Source organism: Sphingomonas sp. R1, assembly GCF_025960285.1.
GTDB lineage: Bacteria > Pseudomonadota > Alphaproteobacteria > Sphingomonadales > Sphingomonadaceae > Sphingomonas.
The window spans coordinates 1,859,466-1,871,945 of the sequence record NZ_CP110111.1 but is presented as its reverse complement, the minus strand read 5'-3'; the positions used below and the strand labels follow the sequence as shown (position 1 = coordinate 1,871,945).

Annotated in this window: 18 protein-coding genes; 6 read left to right on the top strand and 12 right to left on the bottom strand. The window is 68.2% G+C overall.

Translation table 11 applies throughout. The features are described from left to right. Position 1 precedes the first annotated feature (1 nt). From OIM94_RS09105 to OIM94_RS09095, 3 genes are read right to left on the bottom strand one after another with little or no spacing between them, the layout of a single operon-like run. Positions 2–1,105, bottom strand: coding sequence for an RluA family pseudouridine synthase (locus OIM94_RS09105; protein ID WP_264609741.1), 1,104 nt, complete (start codon positions 1,103–1,105; stop codon positions 2–4). Next, a complete protein-coding gene (crcB, locus tag OIM94_RS09100; protein WP_264609740.1) occupies positions 1,102–1,482 on the bottom strand; it encodes a fluoride efflux transporter CrcB in 381 nt (126 codons plus the stop codon). Before crcB ends, OIM94_RS09105 begins: the two co-directional genes overlap by 4 nt. A gap of 53 nt (positions 1,483–1,535) precedes the next feature. After that, positions 1,536–2,108, bottom strand: coding sequence for a hypothetical protein (locus tag OIM94_RS09095; RefSeq protein ID WP_264609739.1), 573 nt, complete (start codon positions 2,106–2,108; stop codon positions 1,536–1,538). Between the two features lie 136 nt (positions 2,109–2,244). On the opposite strand from OIM94_RS09095, the gene OIM94_RS09090 reads away from it, so the two are divergent. After that, positions 2,245–2,472, top strand: coding sequence for a hypothetical protein (locus OIM94_RS09090; protein WP_264609738.1), 228 nt, complete (start codon positions 2,245–2,247; stop codon positions 2,470–2,472). A 55-nt stretch (positions 2,473–2,527) separates the two neighbouring features. Here the strand turns inward: OIM94_RS09090 and OIM94_RS09085 are convergent, their stop codons facing one another. Together OIM94_RS09085 and OIM94_RS09080 are read right to left on the bottom strand one after the other, a co-directional pair. Next, entirely contained in the window at positions 2,528–3,037 is a 510-nt protein-coding gene (locus OIM94_RS09085) for a glycine zipper 2TM domain-containing protein (protein WP_264609737.1), read from the bottom strand. A gap of 82 nt (positions 3,038–3,119) precedes the next feature. Next, positions 3,120–3,962 carry a class I mannose-6-phosphate isomerase gene (locus tag OIM94_RS09080; RefSeq protein WP_264609736.1) on the bottom strand — a complete coding sequence of 281 codons (843 nt, stop codon included), beginning with the start codon at positions 3,960–3,962 and terminating at the stop codon, positions 3,120–3,122. 124 nt (positions 3,963–4,086) lie between these two features. Here OIM94_RS09080 and OIM94_RS09075 point away from each other — a divergent pair, with 124 nt between their 5' ends. From OIM94_RS09075 to OIM94_RS09065, 3 genes are all read left to right on the top strand, one after another. Further along, the gene (locus tag OIM94_RS09075) at positions 4,087–4,911 is read left to right on the top strand and encodes an outer membrane protein assembly factor BamD (protein WP_264609735.1); all 825 of its coding nucleotides are present in this window, start codon (positions 4,087–4,089) and stop codon (positions 4,909–4,911) included. A gap of 55 nt (positions 4,912–4,966) precedes the next feature. Continuing rightward, positions 4,967–6,628, top strand: a complete 1,662-nt coding sequence (gene recN / locus OIM94_RS09070; RefSeq protein WP_264609734.1) for a DNA repair protein RecN — start codon at positions 4,967–4,969, stop codon at positions 6,626–6,628. Between the two features lie 132 nt (positions 6,629–6,760). Beyond that, positions 6,761–7,102 carry a hypothetical protein gene (locus OIM94_RS09065; RefSeq protein WP_264609733.1) on the top strand — a complete coding sequence of 114 codons (342 nt, stop codon included), beginning with the start codon at positions 6,761–6,763 and terminating at the stop codon, positions 7,100–7,102. Between the two features lie 43 nt (positions 7,103–7,145). Here the strand turns inward: OIM94_RS09065 and OIM94_RS09060 are convergent, their stop codons facing one another. The 5 genes from OIM94_RS09060 to OIM94_RS09040 form a co-directional block, all read right to left on the bottom strand. Continuing rightward, a complete protein-coding gene (locus tag OIM94_RS09060) occupies positions 7,146–7,781 on the bottom strand; it encodes a TMEM175 family protein (protein ID WP_264609732.1) in 636 nt (211 codons plus the stop codon). Positions 7,782–7,824: 43 nt separating this feature from the next. Then, positions 7,825–8,295, bottom strand: coding sequence for a hypothetical protein (locus OIM94_RS09055; protein WP_264609731.1), 471 nt, complete (start codon positions 8,293–8,295; stop codon positions 7,825–7,827). 72 nt (positions 8,296–8,367) lie between these two features. Then, positions 8,368–8,520: a hypothetical protein gene (locus tag OIM94_RS09050; RefSeq protein WP_264609730.1), complete on the bottom strand. Its 153-nt coding sequence runs from the start codon at positions 8,518–8,520 to the stop codon at positions 8,368–8,370. A 46-nt stretch (positions 8,521–8,566) separates the two neighbouring features. Next, positions 8,567–9,745 (bottom strand): glycosyltransferase, encoded by a 1,179-nt coding sequence (locus tag OIM94_RS09045; protein WP_264609729.1) that lies wholly within the window; start codon positions 9,743–9,745, stop codon positions 8,567–8,569. A 53-nt stretch (positions 9,746–9,798) separates the two neighbouring features. Then, positions 9,799–10,170, bottom strand: coding sequence for a glycine zipper 2TM domain-containing protein (locus OIM94_RS09040; RefSeq protein WP_264609728.1), 372 nt, complete (start codon positions 10,168–10,170; stop codon positions 9,799–9,801). 111 nt (positions 10,171–10,281) lie between these two features. On the opposite strand from OIM94_RS09040, the gene OIM94_RS09035 reads away from it, so the two are divergent. Together OIM94_RS09035 and OIM94_RS09030 are read left to right on the top strand one after the other, a co-directional pair. Next, entirely contained in the window at positions 10,282–10,713 is a 432-nt protein-coding gene (locus OIM94_RS09035; RefSeq protein ID WP_264609727.1) for a cupin domain-containing protein, read from the top strand. A gap of 428 nt (positions 10,714–11,141) precedes the next feature. Next, a complete protein-coding gene (locus OIM94_RS09030) occupies positions 11,142–11,543 on the top strand; it encodes a low affinity iron permease family protein (protein WP_264609726.1) in 402 nt (133 codons plus the stop codon). Positions 11,544–11,563: 20 nt separating this feature from the next. Here OIM94_RS09030 and OIM94_RS09025 read toward each other — a convergent pair whose 3' ends face one another. Then, positions 11,564–11,989: an OsmC family protein gene (locus OIM94_RS09025; protein WP_264609725.1), complete on the bottom strand. Its 426-nt coding sequence runs from the start codon at positions 11,987–11,989 to the stop codon at positions 11,564–11,566. Between the two features lie 55 nt (positions 11,990–12,044). Beyond that, complete coding sequence (locus OIM94_RS09020) at positions 12,045–12,461, bottom strand: glycine zipper 2TM domain-containing protein (protein ID WP_264609724.1); 417 nt, start codon at positions 12,459–12,461, stop codon at positions 12,045–12,047. Positions 12,462–12,480 lie beyond the last annotated feature (19 nt).

The following is a 12,480-nucleotide window of genomic DNA, read 5'->3' as shown; positions in this document are numbered from 1 at the left end:
GTCACTTCGCCTGCCCGCGGCCCCGGCGTTCGCCGCGGCGTTCCTTGCGGTAGGTCTTGGCGTGCGCCTTGGCCTTTTGCTTGAGCAGTTCCTTGCTCATCGGCGGGGGACCATCGTCGATCTCCAGCGCATTGCCTACCGACAGATCGAAGCCCAGTGTGTGCATCGACTCCGCGAAATGGTGCGGCAGCTCCGCCCGGACGTCGAGCCGGCCGCCATCGGGATGGTCGATGCGGATGCGCCGCGCATGGAGGTGCATCTTGCGGCTGATACCGCCGGTGAGGAACGCTTCCTGCAGCCCGTATTTGCCGTCGCCGACGATCGGGTGGCCGATCGCCGCCATGTGGACGCGCAGCTGGTGGGTGCGGCCGGTGAACGGCTGGAGCTCGACCCAGGCGCAGCGATTGCCGGCCTGCTCAATGACCCGGTAGCGGGTGCGGGCGGGCGAGCCCTCTTCCATGTCGACCTGCATCTTCTCGCCGCCGGTGCCCGGCTGCTTGCCGATCGGCAGCTCGATGAAGCCGTCCTCGATGTCGGGTACGCCCATTACGAGCGCCCAGTAGATTTTCCGCGCGGTGCGGCCCGAAAAGCTCTTGGCGAAATAGGCCGCCGCGCGCGCCGAGCGGGCGATCAGCAGCGCGCCCGAGGTATCCTTGTCGAGCCGGTGGACCAGCTTGGGCCGCCCCTCCGCCTCGAACTGCAGCGCGTCGAGCAGGCCGTCGACATGCTCGAACGTCTTGGTGCCGCCCTGCGTCGCCAGGCCCGGGGGCTTGTTGAGCACGATCGCCGAGGCGTCGCGGTGGATGACCATGGACTGGGCCAGCTCGACCTGCTCGGCGCTGAGCGGCGGGCGGTTCGATTTGGGACGCGCCGCCGCGGCAGGCTTGGCCGGTTCGGCCGGGGGCACGCGGATGGTTTGGCCCTCGGCGATGCGGTCGCCGGGCTGCGCTCGCGATCCGTCGACGCGGAGCTGGCCGGTCCGCGCCCAGCGCGAGACGAGGTTGAAGCTCACGTCCGGCAAATGCCGCTTGAACCAGCGATCGAGCCGGATGCCGTCATCGTCGAGGCCGACGGTGAACTGGCGGACGTCGTTCTCGCCGCTCATGCCGTCACCGCCCGGGCAAGCGTCATGCCGACCGCCAGCGCGCCGATCGCGCCGATCACCGAGGCGAGGACATAGCCAAGCGCGACGAGTGCATCGCCGCGCTCGATCATCGCGAAGGTCTCGAGCGAGAAGGAGGAGAAGGTGGTGAAGCCGCCGAGCACGCCGACGCCGAGCAACAGGCGGGCCTGTTCGGCATTCTGGCCGAAGCGCAGCAGGCTGGCGCCGAGCAGTCCCATCAGGAAGCCGCCGAGGATGTTGACGGCAAGGGTCCCCCAGGGGAAGGCCGGGCCGAGCAGCGCTAGCCCCAAGCGGCCAACGCCGTAGCGGGCCGCGGAGCCGATGGCCCCGCCGAGCATCACGAGAAAAAGATTGGGCATCCCGCGCCCCTAGCGCGAATTCCGCGAAAGGGGAACCGTCGTGGTGTCGGCCGTCAGGAGGCGGGGGCTGCAGGAAGGGACAGGCGGGGCGTGAGCGCTTGACCTTCCACGAGCGGTGCGGCCTGCTGCCAGCAGGATTTCCAGCTATTGCTCGCATTGTGCCACCATGTCGCGAAATCGCCGGCGTCCTGGCTGACGCTGATATCGGTGAAAAAGCCCGCCTGCGTCGTGGTGCCCTTGATCGTGACGGTGGACGAGTCGGAGACGATGACGAAGTCCCGCACGGGCGCGAAGCGGGCGGGCGGGATGGCCCAAAGCGCGGCGAAGGCCGGGGCCACCTTGGCGCAGGTTGCGCCGTCCAGCCAATCGTGAACCTGGGTGTCGGTGGCGACGCACTTGCCGTCGGCGCCCTGCTTTCCGCACCAGCGGCGGTCGCGGCGCACGCGCTCCGCAACCAAGCGTTGGTCCGTGGCGCCGCCGGGCACCATGCCGAAGATCACCGTCTCGTCGACATGATTGCCGAGGCCGCCGCCGACATTCGTCACGGTGTACTGGACGTTGAGCGTCCGCTCGCCCGGCGCTGTGCCAGCGATCAGGAGGGCGAGCGATAGAGCCGGGAACGACATGACAGACCTCGTGGCGCAGCGTGCGGATCACGGCCGGCATATCACGGCCAGGCTGGCGGACGAAGCGCAGGCAATGCGCAACCAAAAGACGGTGTGCTGCCTTGATAGTACAGCGTGGGTGCCCCACATGCCGCCCATGTTGAACGCAATTTCGCTGCTGATCGGGCTGGTGGCGCTGCCCTTTGCGCTGGTGGGGATCATTCCCTTCCCCTTCGTGCCGCTGGTCAACTGGATCGCCTTCCCGATCGCGGTTACCGGTACGGTGGTCGGCATGCTCTCGCGCGGCACGGCGGGGCGGAACCTCAACCTGCTGATCCTCATCCTCAGCGGCGCGCGGCTGATGCTGACGGGCGGGTTTATCTAGGCAAACAAAAAGGGGCCCGGCGAACCGGACCCCTCTTCGTGCGCGCTGTACGACGTCAGCGGCAGCGGACGTTGCCGCGGTCCACCGACTGGCCGAGCGCCGCACCCGCCGCTGCACCCAGCAGCGTGCCGAGCGTCGCGTTTCCGCCCGACGACAGCGCATTGCCGAACAGGCCGCCAGCGACACCGCCGACGATCAGGCCGGTCGTGCCGTCATTGCGACGGCAATAGTAGCGACCGTCGCGTCCGCGATAGATGCGGTCGTTCCGCGTCAGGCGGCGCTCCTGATAATAGCGGCCGTCACGGTAGAAATTGTCGGCATAGTAGCGCCGCTGGCCCGGGGCAGGGCGGTTATAGTCGTAGTTCCGCCAGCGGCGCCAATCGCCGCGATCGCCCGGCCCGCGGCCCCGATTGTCCCAGCGACCGTCACGATCGCGGTCGCGGCCATGATCGCGGTCCTGCCAATGGGCGTCGCGATCCTGCCAGTGGCCATAGCCCTGCGCCATCGCCGGTACCGTGGGCAGGGTCAGGGCCGCCGCCGCGGCGGCAACGAACAACATGCGCATCGAGCAACTCCTTGTCGTTTTCGATGCGTGCCGAACGTACGCACGCGGCAGCAGGTTGCGTGAACGTGAAACTACGCCCGGTTCATTCGGCGTCCATCGACGGGACACGCGCATCGCCCGGATAGGCGAAGAGCAGGTCGCTGCCGACCGATGCTTCCAGTTCGACATGGCCTTCCAGCGTCAGGCATTCGCCCGCCTTGAACGCGGTGCCGTCGACCACGCCTTCGCCCTTCACCGGGATCAGCCAGCCGGTGGTGCCTTCCGGCAGATCGAAGCGGCGATGCCCACCTTCCCAGCGCTCGAGCACGAACTTGGGGCCTTCCACCAGGATGGTGCGATTGGGCGCCACCGCACCCGGCATCGGATGCGGCACGAAGGGCACCGGCTCCGAAACGGCGATACCCTCGTCCAGATGCAGTTCGCGCGGACGGCCATAATCATAGAGGCGGTAGGTGGTCTCGCTGTTCTGCTGAACCTCGATCAGCGTGATGCCCGCACCGATCGCGTGCACCGTGCCCGAGGCGGAGTAGAAGAAATCGCCCGCCTTGACCGGCTTCCAGTCCAGCATGTCCTCGATCGAGCCGTCGAGCGCGCCGGCGCGCAGCGCCTCGCGGGTCGTGGGCTGCTTGGTGCCGAGCGCGATCGTCGAATCGGGCTGGGCATCGAGAATGATCCAGCATTCGTCCTTGCCGCGCGGCAGGCCCACGGCCTGCGCCTGCTCGTCGTTCGGGTGGACCTGGACGGACAGTTTCTCGCTGGTGAACAGATATTTGATGAGCAGGTCCGGGGTCGAATTGCCCGGCGTCTGAAACCACACCTCGCCGACCGGCTCGCCATCTGCGGCGGGATCGGCGAAGCCGGGATACAGGCTGTGGCGGCCCCAGGGTTTTTCGACGCGGTGGGTGGCGAGAAGCGTGGCGGGCACGGAAGATCCCCTTCGATTACGGTCACGGAAACGGGAGCGCATGTGGCCCGAAGCCGGTTCCGCCGCAATCCCGCCCCGAAAAGGATTGTTTGCAGCCACGGGCCCGGTCTAAGAACCCCGCCATATGCGTAGTCCTCTGCCTCGCGCGCTTGCGTTCGCGCTCCTTCCGGTGTTCGCCCTTTCCGTCGCCGGCTGCGCCAAGCGCGGCGGGGTGAAGGATCTCCCCTATGTCGCGCGCGACGTCGGCACGCTGTACAGCACGGCCAAGCAGAAGCTGGACCAGCACCAGTACAAGCTCGCTGCCGCCCTGTTCGACGAAGTGGAGCGCCAGCATCCCTATTCGGTCTGGGCGCGCCGCGCGCAGCTGATGGGGGCGTTCAGCTACTATCTGAACCGCGACTATGCGGAGGCGATCGCCTCGGCGCAGCGCTTCCTGGCCGTCCACCCGGGCAACCGCGATGCGCCCTATGCCTATTATCTGATCGGCATTTCCTATTACGAGCAGATCAGCGACGTCACGCGTGACCAGAAGATCACCCAGCAGGCGCTCGATTCGCTGGGCGAGCTGATCCGCCGCTATCCCAATTCGAAGTACGCGGCCGATGCCCGCCTCAAGCTGGACCTGGTGCGCGACCATCTGGGCGGCAAGGAAATGGAAGTGGGCCGCTTCTACGAGACGCGCGGCCAGTGGCTGGCGGCGGTGCTGCGCTTCCGCAACGTGGTCGACAACTACCAGATGACCACGCATGTGCCCGAAGCGCTGATGCGTCTGACCGAAGCCTATCTGGCGCTGGGCGTGCCAGAGGAAGCGAAGAAGGCCGCCGCGGTGCTGGGCGCCAACTATCCGGGTACCGACTGGTACAAGCATGCCTACAAGCTGATGCAGGAAAACGAGGACAAGGTGGCTGCCGCCGCCAAGGCCAGCCCGCCGGCCAAGCCGAAGAGCTGACAACCCGCGTAAAACCACTTCCGTTCTTCCTCTGTTCCTGCGATAGGGGGCCGCGATGCTGACCGCGCTATCCATTCGCGACGTGGTGCTGATCGAGGCGCTGGACCTGGAGTTCGGCGAAGGTCTAGGCGTGCTGACCGGCGAGACCGGGGCGGGCAAGTCGATCCTGCTCGATGCGCTGGGACTGGCGCTGGGGGCGCGCGCCGACAGCGGGCTGGTACGCAGCGGCGCCGCGCAGGCGGTCGTCGTCGCCAGCTTCCTGCCGCCCGCAGCCGATAGCCAGATCGCCAGTCTGTTCGCCCAGAACGGCATGGAACTGGAGCCCGGCGAGCCGCTGTTGATCCGGCGGCTGGTCAAGGCCGATGGCGGCAGCCGCGCGTTCGTCAACGACCAGCCGGCCTCGGCGGGGTTGCTGCGCGAACTGGCACCGCATCTCGTCGAGATCCACGGGCAGCATGACGATCGCGGGCTGCTCAACCCGCGCGGGCACCGGCTGCTGCTCGACGCCTTCGGGCGGTGCGATGTCGGGCCGGTTGCGATCGCGCACCGGGCCTGGCGCGCGGCCGAGGATGCGCTGGCGGTGGCGCGCGCCGAACAGGACAGTGCCGAGCGCGATCGCGAATGGCTGGAACATGCCGTCACCGAACTCTCCGCGCTCGCGCCCGAGGAAGGCGAGGAGGAGCGGCTCGCCGAGCGCCGCGCCGCGATGCAGCGGGGCGAGAAGATCGCGACCGACCTGCAGGGGATCGCCGATCTGCTCGAGGGCTCCGACGGCGGCCTTGCGCGGCTGCGGCACGCGGCGCGCATCCTGGAGCGCGTGTCGGACGATCATGCCGCGCTTGCCGAAGCACTGGCCGCGATCGACCGCGCGATCACCGAAGGCAGTGAGGCGCAGGCGCAGGTCGATGCCGCGGCCGAAGCGCTCGCCTTCGATCCCGCCGCGCTCGAGGCGGACGAGGCGCGGCTGTTCGACCTGCGTGGCCTGGCCCGCAAGCATCGGGTGCAGCCGGACGAGCTGCCTGCGCTGCTGGCCGAGCTGTCGGGCCGGTACGATCGCCTTGCCAGCGGCGGCGCGGGTATCGCCAAGCTCGAAAAGGCCGCCTCGGAGGCGCATGCCCGCTATCGCGAGGCGGCGCAGACCCTGTCTGCGATGCGCACCATGGCGGCGGCGCGGCTGGACGCGGCGGTCGCTTCCGAGCTCAAGCCGCTCAAGCTTGATGCCGCGCGCTTCCGCACCGTGGTCGAGCCGCTCGACGAAAATCAGTGGACGGCCGCCGGCATGGACCGGGTGGAGTTCGAGGTTTCGACTAACCCCGGCGCACCCTTCGCCCCGCTGATGAAGATCGCCAGCGGCGGCGAACTGTCGCGCTTCATCCTGGCGATGAAGGTTGCGCTGGCCGAGGAAGGCGGCGCGCGCACGCTGATCTTCGACGAGATCGATCGCGGTGTCGGCGGCGCGGTGGCGGACGCGATCGGCGAGCGGCTGGCACGGCTGGCCCAAGGGTCGCAGCTGCTGGTGGTGACGCACAGCCCGCAGGTCGCGGCACGCGGGGCGCGGCACCTGCTGATCGCCAAGAGTCACGACGGGATCGTCACCCGCACGGGGGTCACGCCGCTGACGCGCGAGCAGCGCCGCGAGGAAATCGCGCGGATGCTCTCCGGCGCGGAGATTACCCCCGAAGCGCGCGCCCAGGCGGAGCGGCTGCTCGCGGCCTGAACCTGAACGAACCTGTCCCGCTTGCGACAATTGGTGACGCAAAACCACGGTTGATGGGACAAAATCGCGACATCGGCGTTCCACAACGGCTCTCGACCGCAGGGGCGGTCCAGTCGAAATGAGGAGTATCCGATGAAGAAGTTCATGCTGCTGATCGCAGGCCTTGGTGTTGCCGCTGCCGCTGTTCCCGCCTCCGCCGCGCCGGCGTTCCAGGGTGGCTGGCAGAACATCAACGCCCGCCAGGATCGCATCGAACAGCGCATCAACCAGGGCATCCGCTCCGGCGCGCTCAGCCGCCGCGAGGCGACCCAGATCCGCAACGAATATCGCAGTCTGGTGCGCATGGAAGCCCGCTACCGCGCGTCGCGCCCGGGCCTGACCCCGCAGGAGCGCCGCGACCTCGACCGCCGCTACGACGCGCTGTCGGCCAAGGTCCGCTACGAGAAGCACGACCGCAACAACCATCGCCGCTGAGGCGATCCACGGCCCCCGCTTCCTGGAAGCGGGGGCCCTTCGCTTATCCGCGTGGCGGCGAAAGGCGCTGGAGCAGCAGGCGCCACAACGGAATGGTCGCCAGCGTTGCTTGCGCGGCCCACGGGAATATCAGCGCCATCCCGAAGGCCGTGATCGTGCCGAGCAGCGTCGCCACCCCTCGCTGGCGGATCACCCGGCAGTGCGCCTTGGCGATCCGCTCCCCTACGACGGGCTGCGTGGTGGCAATGCGCTGCACCCAGATATTGGCCAGGGCGATCAGCATCATCCAGAAGCAGTAGAGCGCGGTGGGTACCCGGTGTCCGTAATATTCGGACGAGAAGGCGGTGAAGAACGGGATCGCCGCCACCGCGCTGAGCATGCACAGATTCGGCAGGACCAGCCTGGGCGACCAATGGCGCGCGCAATCGAAGGCACGATGATGCCCGGCCCAGAAGGCACCAATCACGAAGAACGACACGAAGAAGCTGAGAAACTTCACCCATAGCTGGGCGAGCGCCTGCAGGAAGGCGCCGTCGGTGAGCGGCGGATGAATCTCCGGCACGTGGATTTCGATGATCAGTAGCGTGATCGCGATCGCGAACACCGCATCCGAAAAGAAGATCAGCCGTTCCAGCGCATGGCCCGGGCCATGCGATTCCGGCGCGTGCGTGCTCTGCATGCGATGGTCCCCCGTTTTCCCCGCCTGCCCGTGTAGCAGGCGATCAGCCGTCCGTCTTGGGGGGCGTGCGACGCGTGCGCGGCTTGGCCACCGTGTCGGCGGTCTTGCGGGTGCGGCGCGGCGGCGGCGCCTTGGCGGGCTTGGCTGCGCTCGGTGCTTCGGCAGGGGCTTCGCTCGGGGCTGCCGGCTCGGCTGCCCGCTTGCGGATGCGCTTTACCGCGGAGGGCGCAGCCGGCTCCGCGGCGGCTGGCGCGGCGGCTTCCGCAGATGCCTGCGTCGGTTCCGGTGTCGGTTCGGGGGTCGGCGACGGGGCGGATTTCGGTTCGTCGCCCTTGATCCGGTTGGCGAGCGCGACCAGTCCTGCCGCGATCAGATCGGCGACCACCGGGTGCTTCGCCAGCGCGGTCAGCTGACGCCGCGCATCCTTGGGCAGTTTGATGCCGCCGATGACCTTGGGCAGCAGCGACGACGTCTCGCCGTTCTTCTTCGCTTTCTTCGCTTTCTTGTCGGCCATCACGCGTCTCCGGTGCCGGGTTCAAGCGACCAGCTTCCGCCAAGCGATTCGCGCTGTCAATCGCAGGGCCGATCAGTGATGGGTAGGCTCGTCCGCTTCCCATTCGAAGACGATGTCGAACTCGGTCTGCACCGGCATGGTCGCGGCGCGGCGGAGCCGGCGGGGGAGGAGCGTCTGCGGCGGCGGCTGCCGGCGCGGGGCGCGATAGGGCTTGGGCTTCTGCATCGTCGAATCCTTCCAAGAGGCAGGCCGGGAACCCCCGCCGCTTCGTTCAGGTTCCGTGACGATCTGCAACCATCCGCGCCAGGAAGCCGTGCAATCGTTCGCTGTTGGCTTCCCAAGTGAAGGGTGCGGCCACACCGCGCACGTCTGCCTGGGCAGGGGGAGCGTGGAGCAGGCCCGCGATGGCGGCGGCGAACGCGGTAGACGTGCGATCGACGATGCGACCGGCGGCGGGCGTCGTCACCACCTGGCGCGCACCGCCGACATCGGGGATCACGATCGGGGTGCCGCTCGCCAGCGCCTCGAGCCAGGCATTGGCCAGCCCTTCCGAGGCGGAAGCCAGCGCCATGACGTCGGCCGCGGCGAGCAGTTCCGCGACCCGCTCGGGTGGGATGGCGCCGAGCAACCGGACGCGCGCCGAAAGACCCATCGCATCGATCTTCGCGGCGAGGCGGCCTGCTTCCGGGCCCTGCCCGGCGATCGCGAGATGGACGCCGGGCAGCGTCGCCACCGCATCGATCAGCAGGTCGTGCCCCTTGAGCGGAATCAGTGCGCCGACCGAGGCGACCAGTGGCGCGTTGAACCCGAGCGCACGCTTGGCCTCGCCACGGTCCCGCGGCGCGAAGCGCGTGAGGTCGACGCCGGTGACGATGCACGCGATCCGCTCGGCGGGCATGCCCAGCGCAATCATGTCGTCCCGCAACGGCAAGGATACGGAAAGGAGGCCATCCGCCGCCTGACCGGCGCGGACGATCTGCCTGGCGATGCCGGGGCGGCGGGTCCATTGATGAATGTCCGAGCCGCGCGCCTTGATCGACACGGGCACATCGAACGCCTTGCCCAGCGCAATCGCGGCGGGGCCGTCCGGGAAGAAGAATTCGGCGCTGATCACGTCAAAGGGGAAGCTGCGCCGGAGTTCGGTGAGTGTCGGCCGCAGTGCCCTGGCGATCAGGCCTGCGTGAAAGGCACCGCCGGTGCCAGGCAGGTTGAGGAAGCGGGGACGGTGGACGGTCAGCCCGCGCCAGTTTTCCCTGATCGGCTGACGGCTGAGCGCTGCGTAACGCGGGTGGCGATCCAGCGGGAAGGTCGGCAGCCCGCGCGGCGCGACCACCTGCACCTCCACCCCGTCACGCGCAGCGAGTGCGCGCGTCTGTCGCTCCACGAAGATGCCGAAATTGGGCCGTGAGGCGTCCGGAAACAGAGTGGAGAGCACGAGAACGCGAAGCATGCCCGGGGCTATAACGCCCCAGGGTTAATGCTTCAGCGTCTGGCCGTCGGCGTTCAGCGACAGTTGCGGTCACCGCCGCGTTCGATCGCGCGTCCCGCAAGGGCACCCGCAACACCGCCCAATACGGTACCCGCAGTGCGGTCGCCGCTGGTGTCGATCGTGCGGCCCAGGAGCGCGCCGCCCACCGCACCGATCACCGTGCCGGTGGTGCCGTCCGGCTTGCGGCAATAGCGGCGGCCGTCGCGGCCCTGCCATTCGCGATACGCATAGCGTCGACGGTCGTCGCGATAGCGGCGATTGTCGTGGTCGCGGTAATAGCGATCCTGGCCGATCGTGGCCTTGGCCTCAGCCTGGGCAGCCGGCAGGACGACCGCGGCGGGAACGGCAAGCGCCGCGGCACTGAGCGAAAGAAGAAGGGTACGCATGTCTAACTCCCCGATGGGTTCTGAATGAAATGAACGTGTCGGATTTAGGTGCGGTTGCATGAACCTGATACTACGTGGCGTTCAGCGAACCGGCAGGCAGGAAGACAGGCAGTGGACGAAGCGCGCGCGATTATCGAACGGCTGGGCCTCGCCCCGCACCCGGAAGGCGGCTGGTATCGCGAGACATGGCGCGCGGCGACCACGACCGGGACGCGGTCCGGCGGCACCGCCATCCTGTTCCTGCTCGAGGCCGGGCAGCGCTCCCACTGGCATCGGGTCGATGCCGACGAGCTGTGGCTGTGGCACGCCGGAGCGCCGCTCGATCTACGCATCGGCAGCGATGTCCAAGGCCGGGTCGAGACGTTGCGGCTGGGGGGTGACGTGCTGGCAGGGCACGTGGCGCAGGCACGGGTGCCCGCAGGCCAGTGGCAGGCGACCGAGGCGCGGCAGGGCTGGGGACTGGTCAGCTGCATCGTCGTGCCAGGCTTCGAGTTCACCGGGTTCGACCTGGCGCCGCCGGGCTGGTCGCCCCCCGGCGCCTGATCACTTATCCCCGTTATCCACAGGTTCCACAGGGCAGCGTCACGGCGCCGCACTTGGTGCGACTCGCCGCGGGTGCGAGCATCCTCAGACGTGGGGGGTGAAGGGGCGCAGGTAAAACTGCCTTCTTACAGTCTCTTGCGGGTTCGTTTCGGCGTGGCTGCAACGGGAAGCCGCCCGGGCGGACAGGAGCGAACGTCGCCCGCGTCCTGCGCGCGGGGTTCGATCCGGCGGCACGACCCGCGTCCCTGCCCAAGCGGGAGGTGCCGGCCGCCGATGGCTCGCGCTAACGCTCTCGGGCGCGGTTCGCGAGGATCGGCGACATGGGGGCTGGCGGCAACGCCGGCCCCCTTCAGCAGGGAATTCTCCCCGATTGGCAGCGGCCCGCGCTTCGCGCATAGCGTCAGCATCGGTGATCGGGAGTGCGGCGCGTGGGCAGGATTTTCGAGCGCTTCGCGCAAAGCGTTGCAGGCTGGGCGGGCCGCCCCCCGGCCTTTGTCTTCGCCTTTCTGGTTATCCTCGTCTGGGGTGTCAGCGGACCGGTCTTCCACTGGTCGGACACGTGGCAGCTGGTGATCAACACCGGCACCACCATCGTGACGTTCCTGATGGTGTTCCTCATCCAGAATGCGCAGAACCGCGATGCCGCCGCGTTGCAGGCCAAGCTGGATGAAGTGATCCGCGCCATTGCGGGGGCCCGCAACGAGTTCATCGGCATCGAGCATCTCAGCGAGCGGCAACTGCTTGCCATTCGCGACCGTCTCGAGCGCGAATGCGGCGCGAGCGATCCCGCGCGGCACGAGGCGATCGAGACGGTGATCGGGCGACGCTGATCCGCGCCGCCCGACCCGGGTCAAGCGAGTTCCCAGTCCAGCGCGATCTCGGCCTTGAGCAGCTTGGACACGGGGCAATTTGCCTCCGCGCCCTTCGCCAGCGCCTCGAACTGCTCCTGACTGATGCCGGGAACTTCCGCGCGCAGCTTCAGGTCCGAGCGGCTGATCTTGAACCCGTCGCCATCCTGATCGAGCGTTACCGCCGCGGTGGTTTCCAACGTGCCGTCGCTATACCCCGCCTGCGCGAGGGCGAAACTGAGCGCCATGGTGAAGCACCCCGCATGGGCGGCAGCGATCAGCTCTTCGGGGTTGGTGCCCTTCTCGTCGCCGAAGCGGGTGTTGAAGCTGTAGGGCGTCGCCTCCAGCACCCCGGAGGGGCTGGTGAGCTGCCCTTTGCCGGCCTTGCCGAAACCGGTGTAGCGGGCGGTGGCGGTGCGCGTCGTCATGGCAGGGCTCCTGGTGTGAAAAGCGGGCCGGGGGATCGACCCCGGCCCCTTTCTATCAGCGGCAAGTGACGTTGTTGTTGTTGCGGTCGATCGAGCGACCAGCCGCTGCGCCAGCGGCGGCGCCGAGCAGCGTGCCCAGCGTCTGCGAACCGCCTGGTGCAATCAGGTTGCCGAGCAGACCGCCGGCCACACCGCCGACGATGAGGCCGGTGGTGCCGTCGTTGCGGCGGCAATAATAGCGCCCGTCCTGACCGCGATAGACGCGGTCGTTGCGCGATAGGCGGCGCTCGCGATAGCGGTTGTCGTCGCGGTAATACCGATCGGCGTAATAGCCGTTATAGGCGGGATCGGGGCGGTTGTAATCGTAGCTGCGATAGCCGCTATAGCCGGCGGAGCTGGCGCCGTAGCCGTCTTCCACGCAGCCGGAAACGAGCGTGGCCGCAGCCACCATGCCTAGAGCGAGGATGCGCATCGTATCTCTCCTGATCCTG

What these genes read in the sequence shown, in the direction of transcription:
- OIM94_RS09105 (WP_264609741.1), bottom strand. Translation starts at nt 1,105, where the DNA reads ATGAGCGGCGAGAACGACGTCCGCCAGTTCACCGTCGGCCTCGACGAT.
- crcB (WP_264609740.1), bottom strand. Translation starts at nt 1,482, where the DNA reads ATGCCCAATCTTTTTCTCGTGATGCTCGGCGGGGCCATCGGCTCCGCG.
- OIM94_RS09095 (WP_264609739.1), bottom strand. Translation starts at nt 2,108, where the DNA reads ATGTCGTTCCCGGCTCTATCGCTCGCCCTCCTGATCGCTGGCACAGCG.
- OIM94_RS09090 (WP_264609738.1), top strand. Translation starts at nt 2,245, where the DNA reads ATGTTGAACGCAATTTCGCTGCTGATCGGGCTGGTGGCGCTGCCCTTT.
- OIM94_RS09085 (WP_264609737.1), bottom strand. Translation starts at nt 3,037, where the DNA reads ATGCGCATGTTGTTCGTTGCCGCCGCGGCGGCGGCCCTGACCCTGCCC.
- OIM94_RS09075 (WP_264609735.1), top strand. Translation starts at nt 4,087, where the DNA reads ATGCGTAGTCCTCTGCCTCGCGCGCTTGCGTTCGCGCTCCTTCCGGTG.
- recN (WP_264609734.1), top strand. Translation starts at nt 4,967, where the DNA reads ATGCTGACCGCGCTATCCATTCGCGACGTGGTGCTGATCGAGGCGCTG.
- OIM94_RS09065 (WP_264609733.1), top strand. Translation starts at nt 6,761, where the DNA reads ATGAAGAAGTTCATGCTGCTGATCGCAGGCCTTGGTGTTGCCGCTGCC.
- OIM94_RS09060 (WP_264609732.1), bottom strand. Translation starts at nt 7,781, where the DNA reads ATGCAGAGCACGCACGCGCCGGAATCGCATGGCCCGGGCCATGCGCTG.
- OIM94_RS09055 (WP_264609731.1), bottom strand. Translation starts at nt 8,295, where the DNA reads ATGGCCGACAAGAAAGCGAAGAAAGCGAAGAAGAACGGCGAGACGTCG.
- OIM94_RS09050 (WP_264609730.1), bottom strand. Translation starts at nt 8,520, where the DNA reads ATGCAGAAGCCCAAGCCCTATCGCGCCCCGCGCCGGCAGCCGCCGCCG.
- OIM94_RS09045 (WP_264609729.1), bottom strand. Translation starts at nt 9,745, where the DNA reads ATGCTTCGCGTTCTCGTGCTCTCCACTCTGTTTCCGGACGCCTCACGG.
- OIM94_RS09040 (WP_264609728.1), bottom strand. Translation starts at nt 10,170, where the DNA reads ATGCGTACCCTTCTTCTTTCGCTCAGTGCCGCGGCGCTTGCCGTTCCC.
- OIM94_RS09025 (WP_264609725.1), bottom strand. Translation starts at nt 11,989, where the DNA reads ATGACGACGCGCACCGCCACCGCCCGCTACACCGGTTTCGGCAAGGCC.
- OIM94_RS09020 (WP_264609724.1), bottom strand. Translation starts at nt 12,461, where the DNA reads ATGCGCATCCTCGCTCTAGGCATGGTGGCTGCGGCCACGCTCGTTTCC.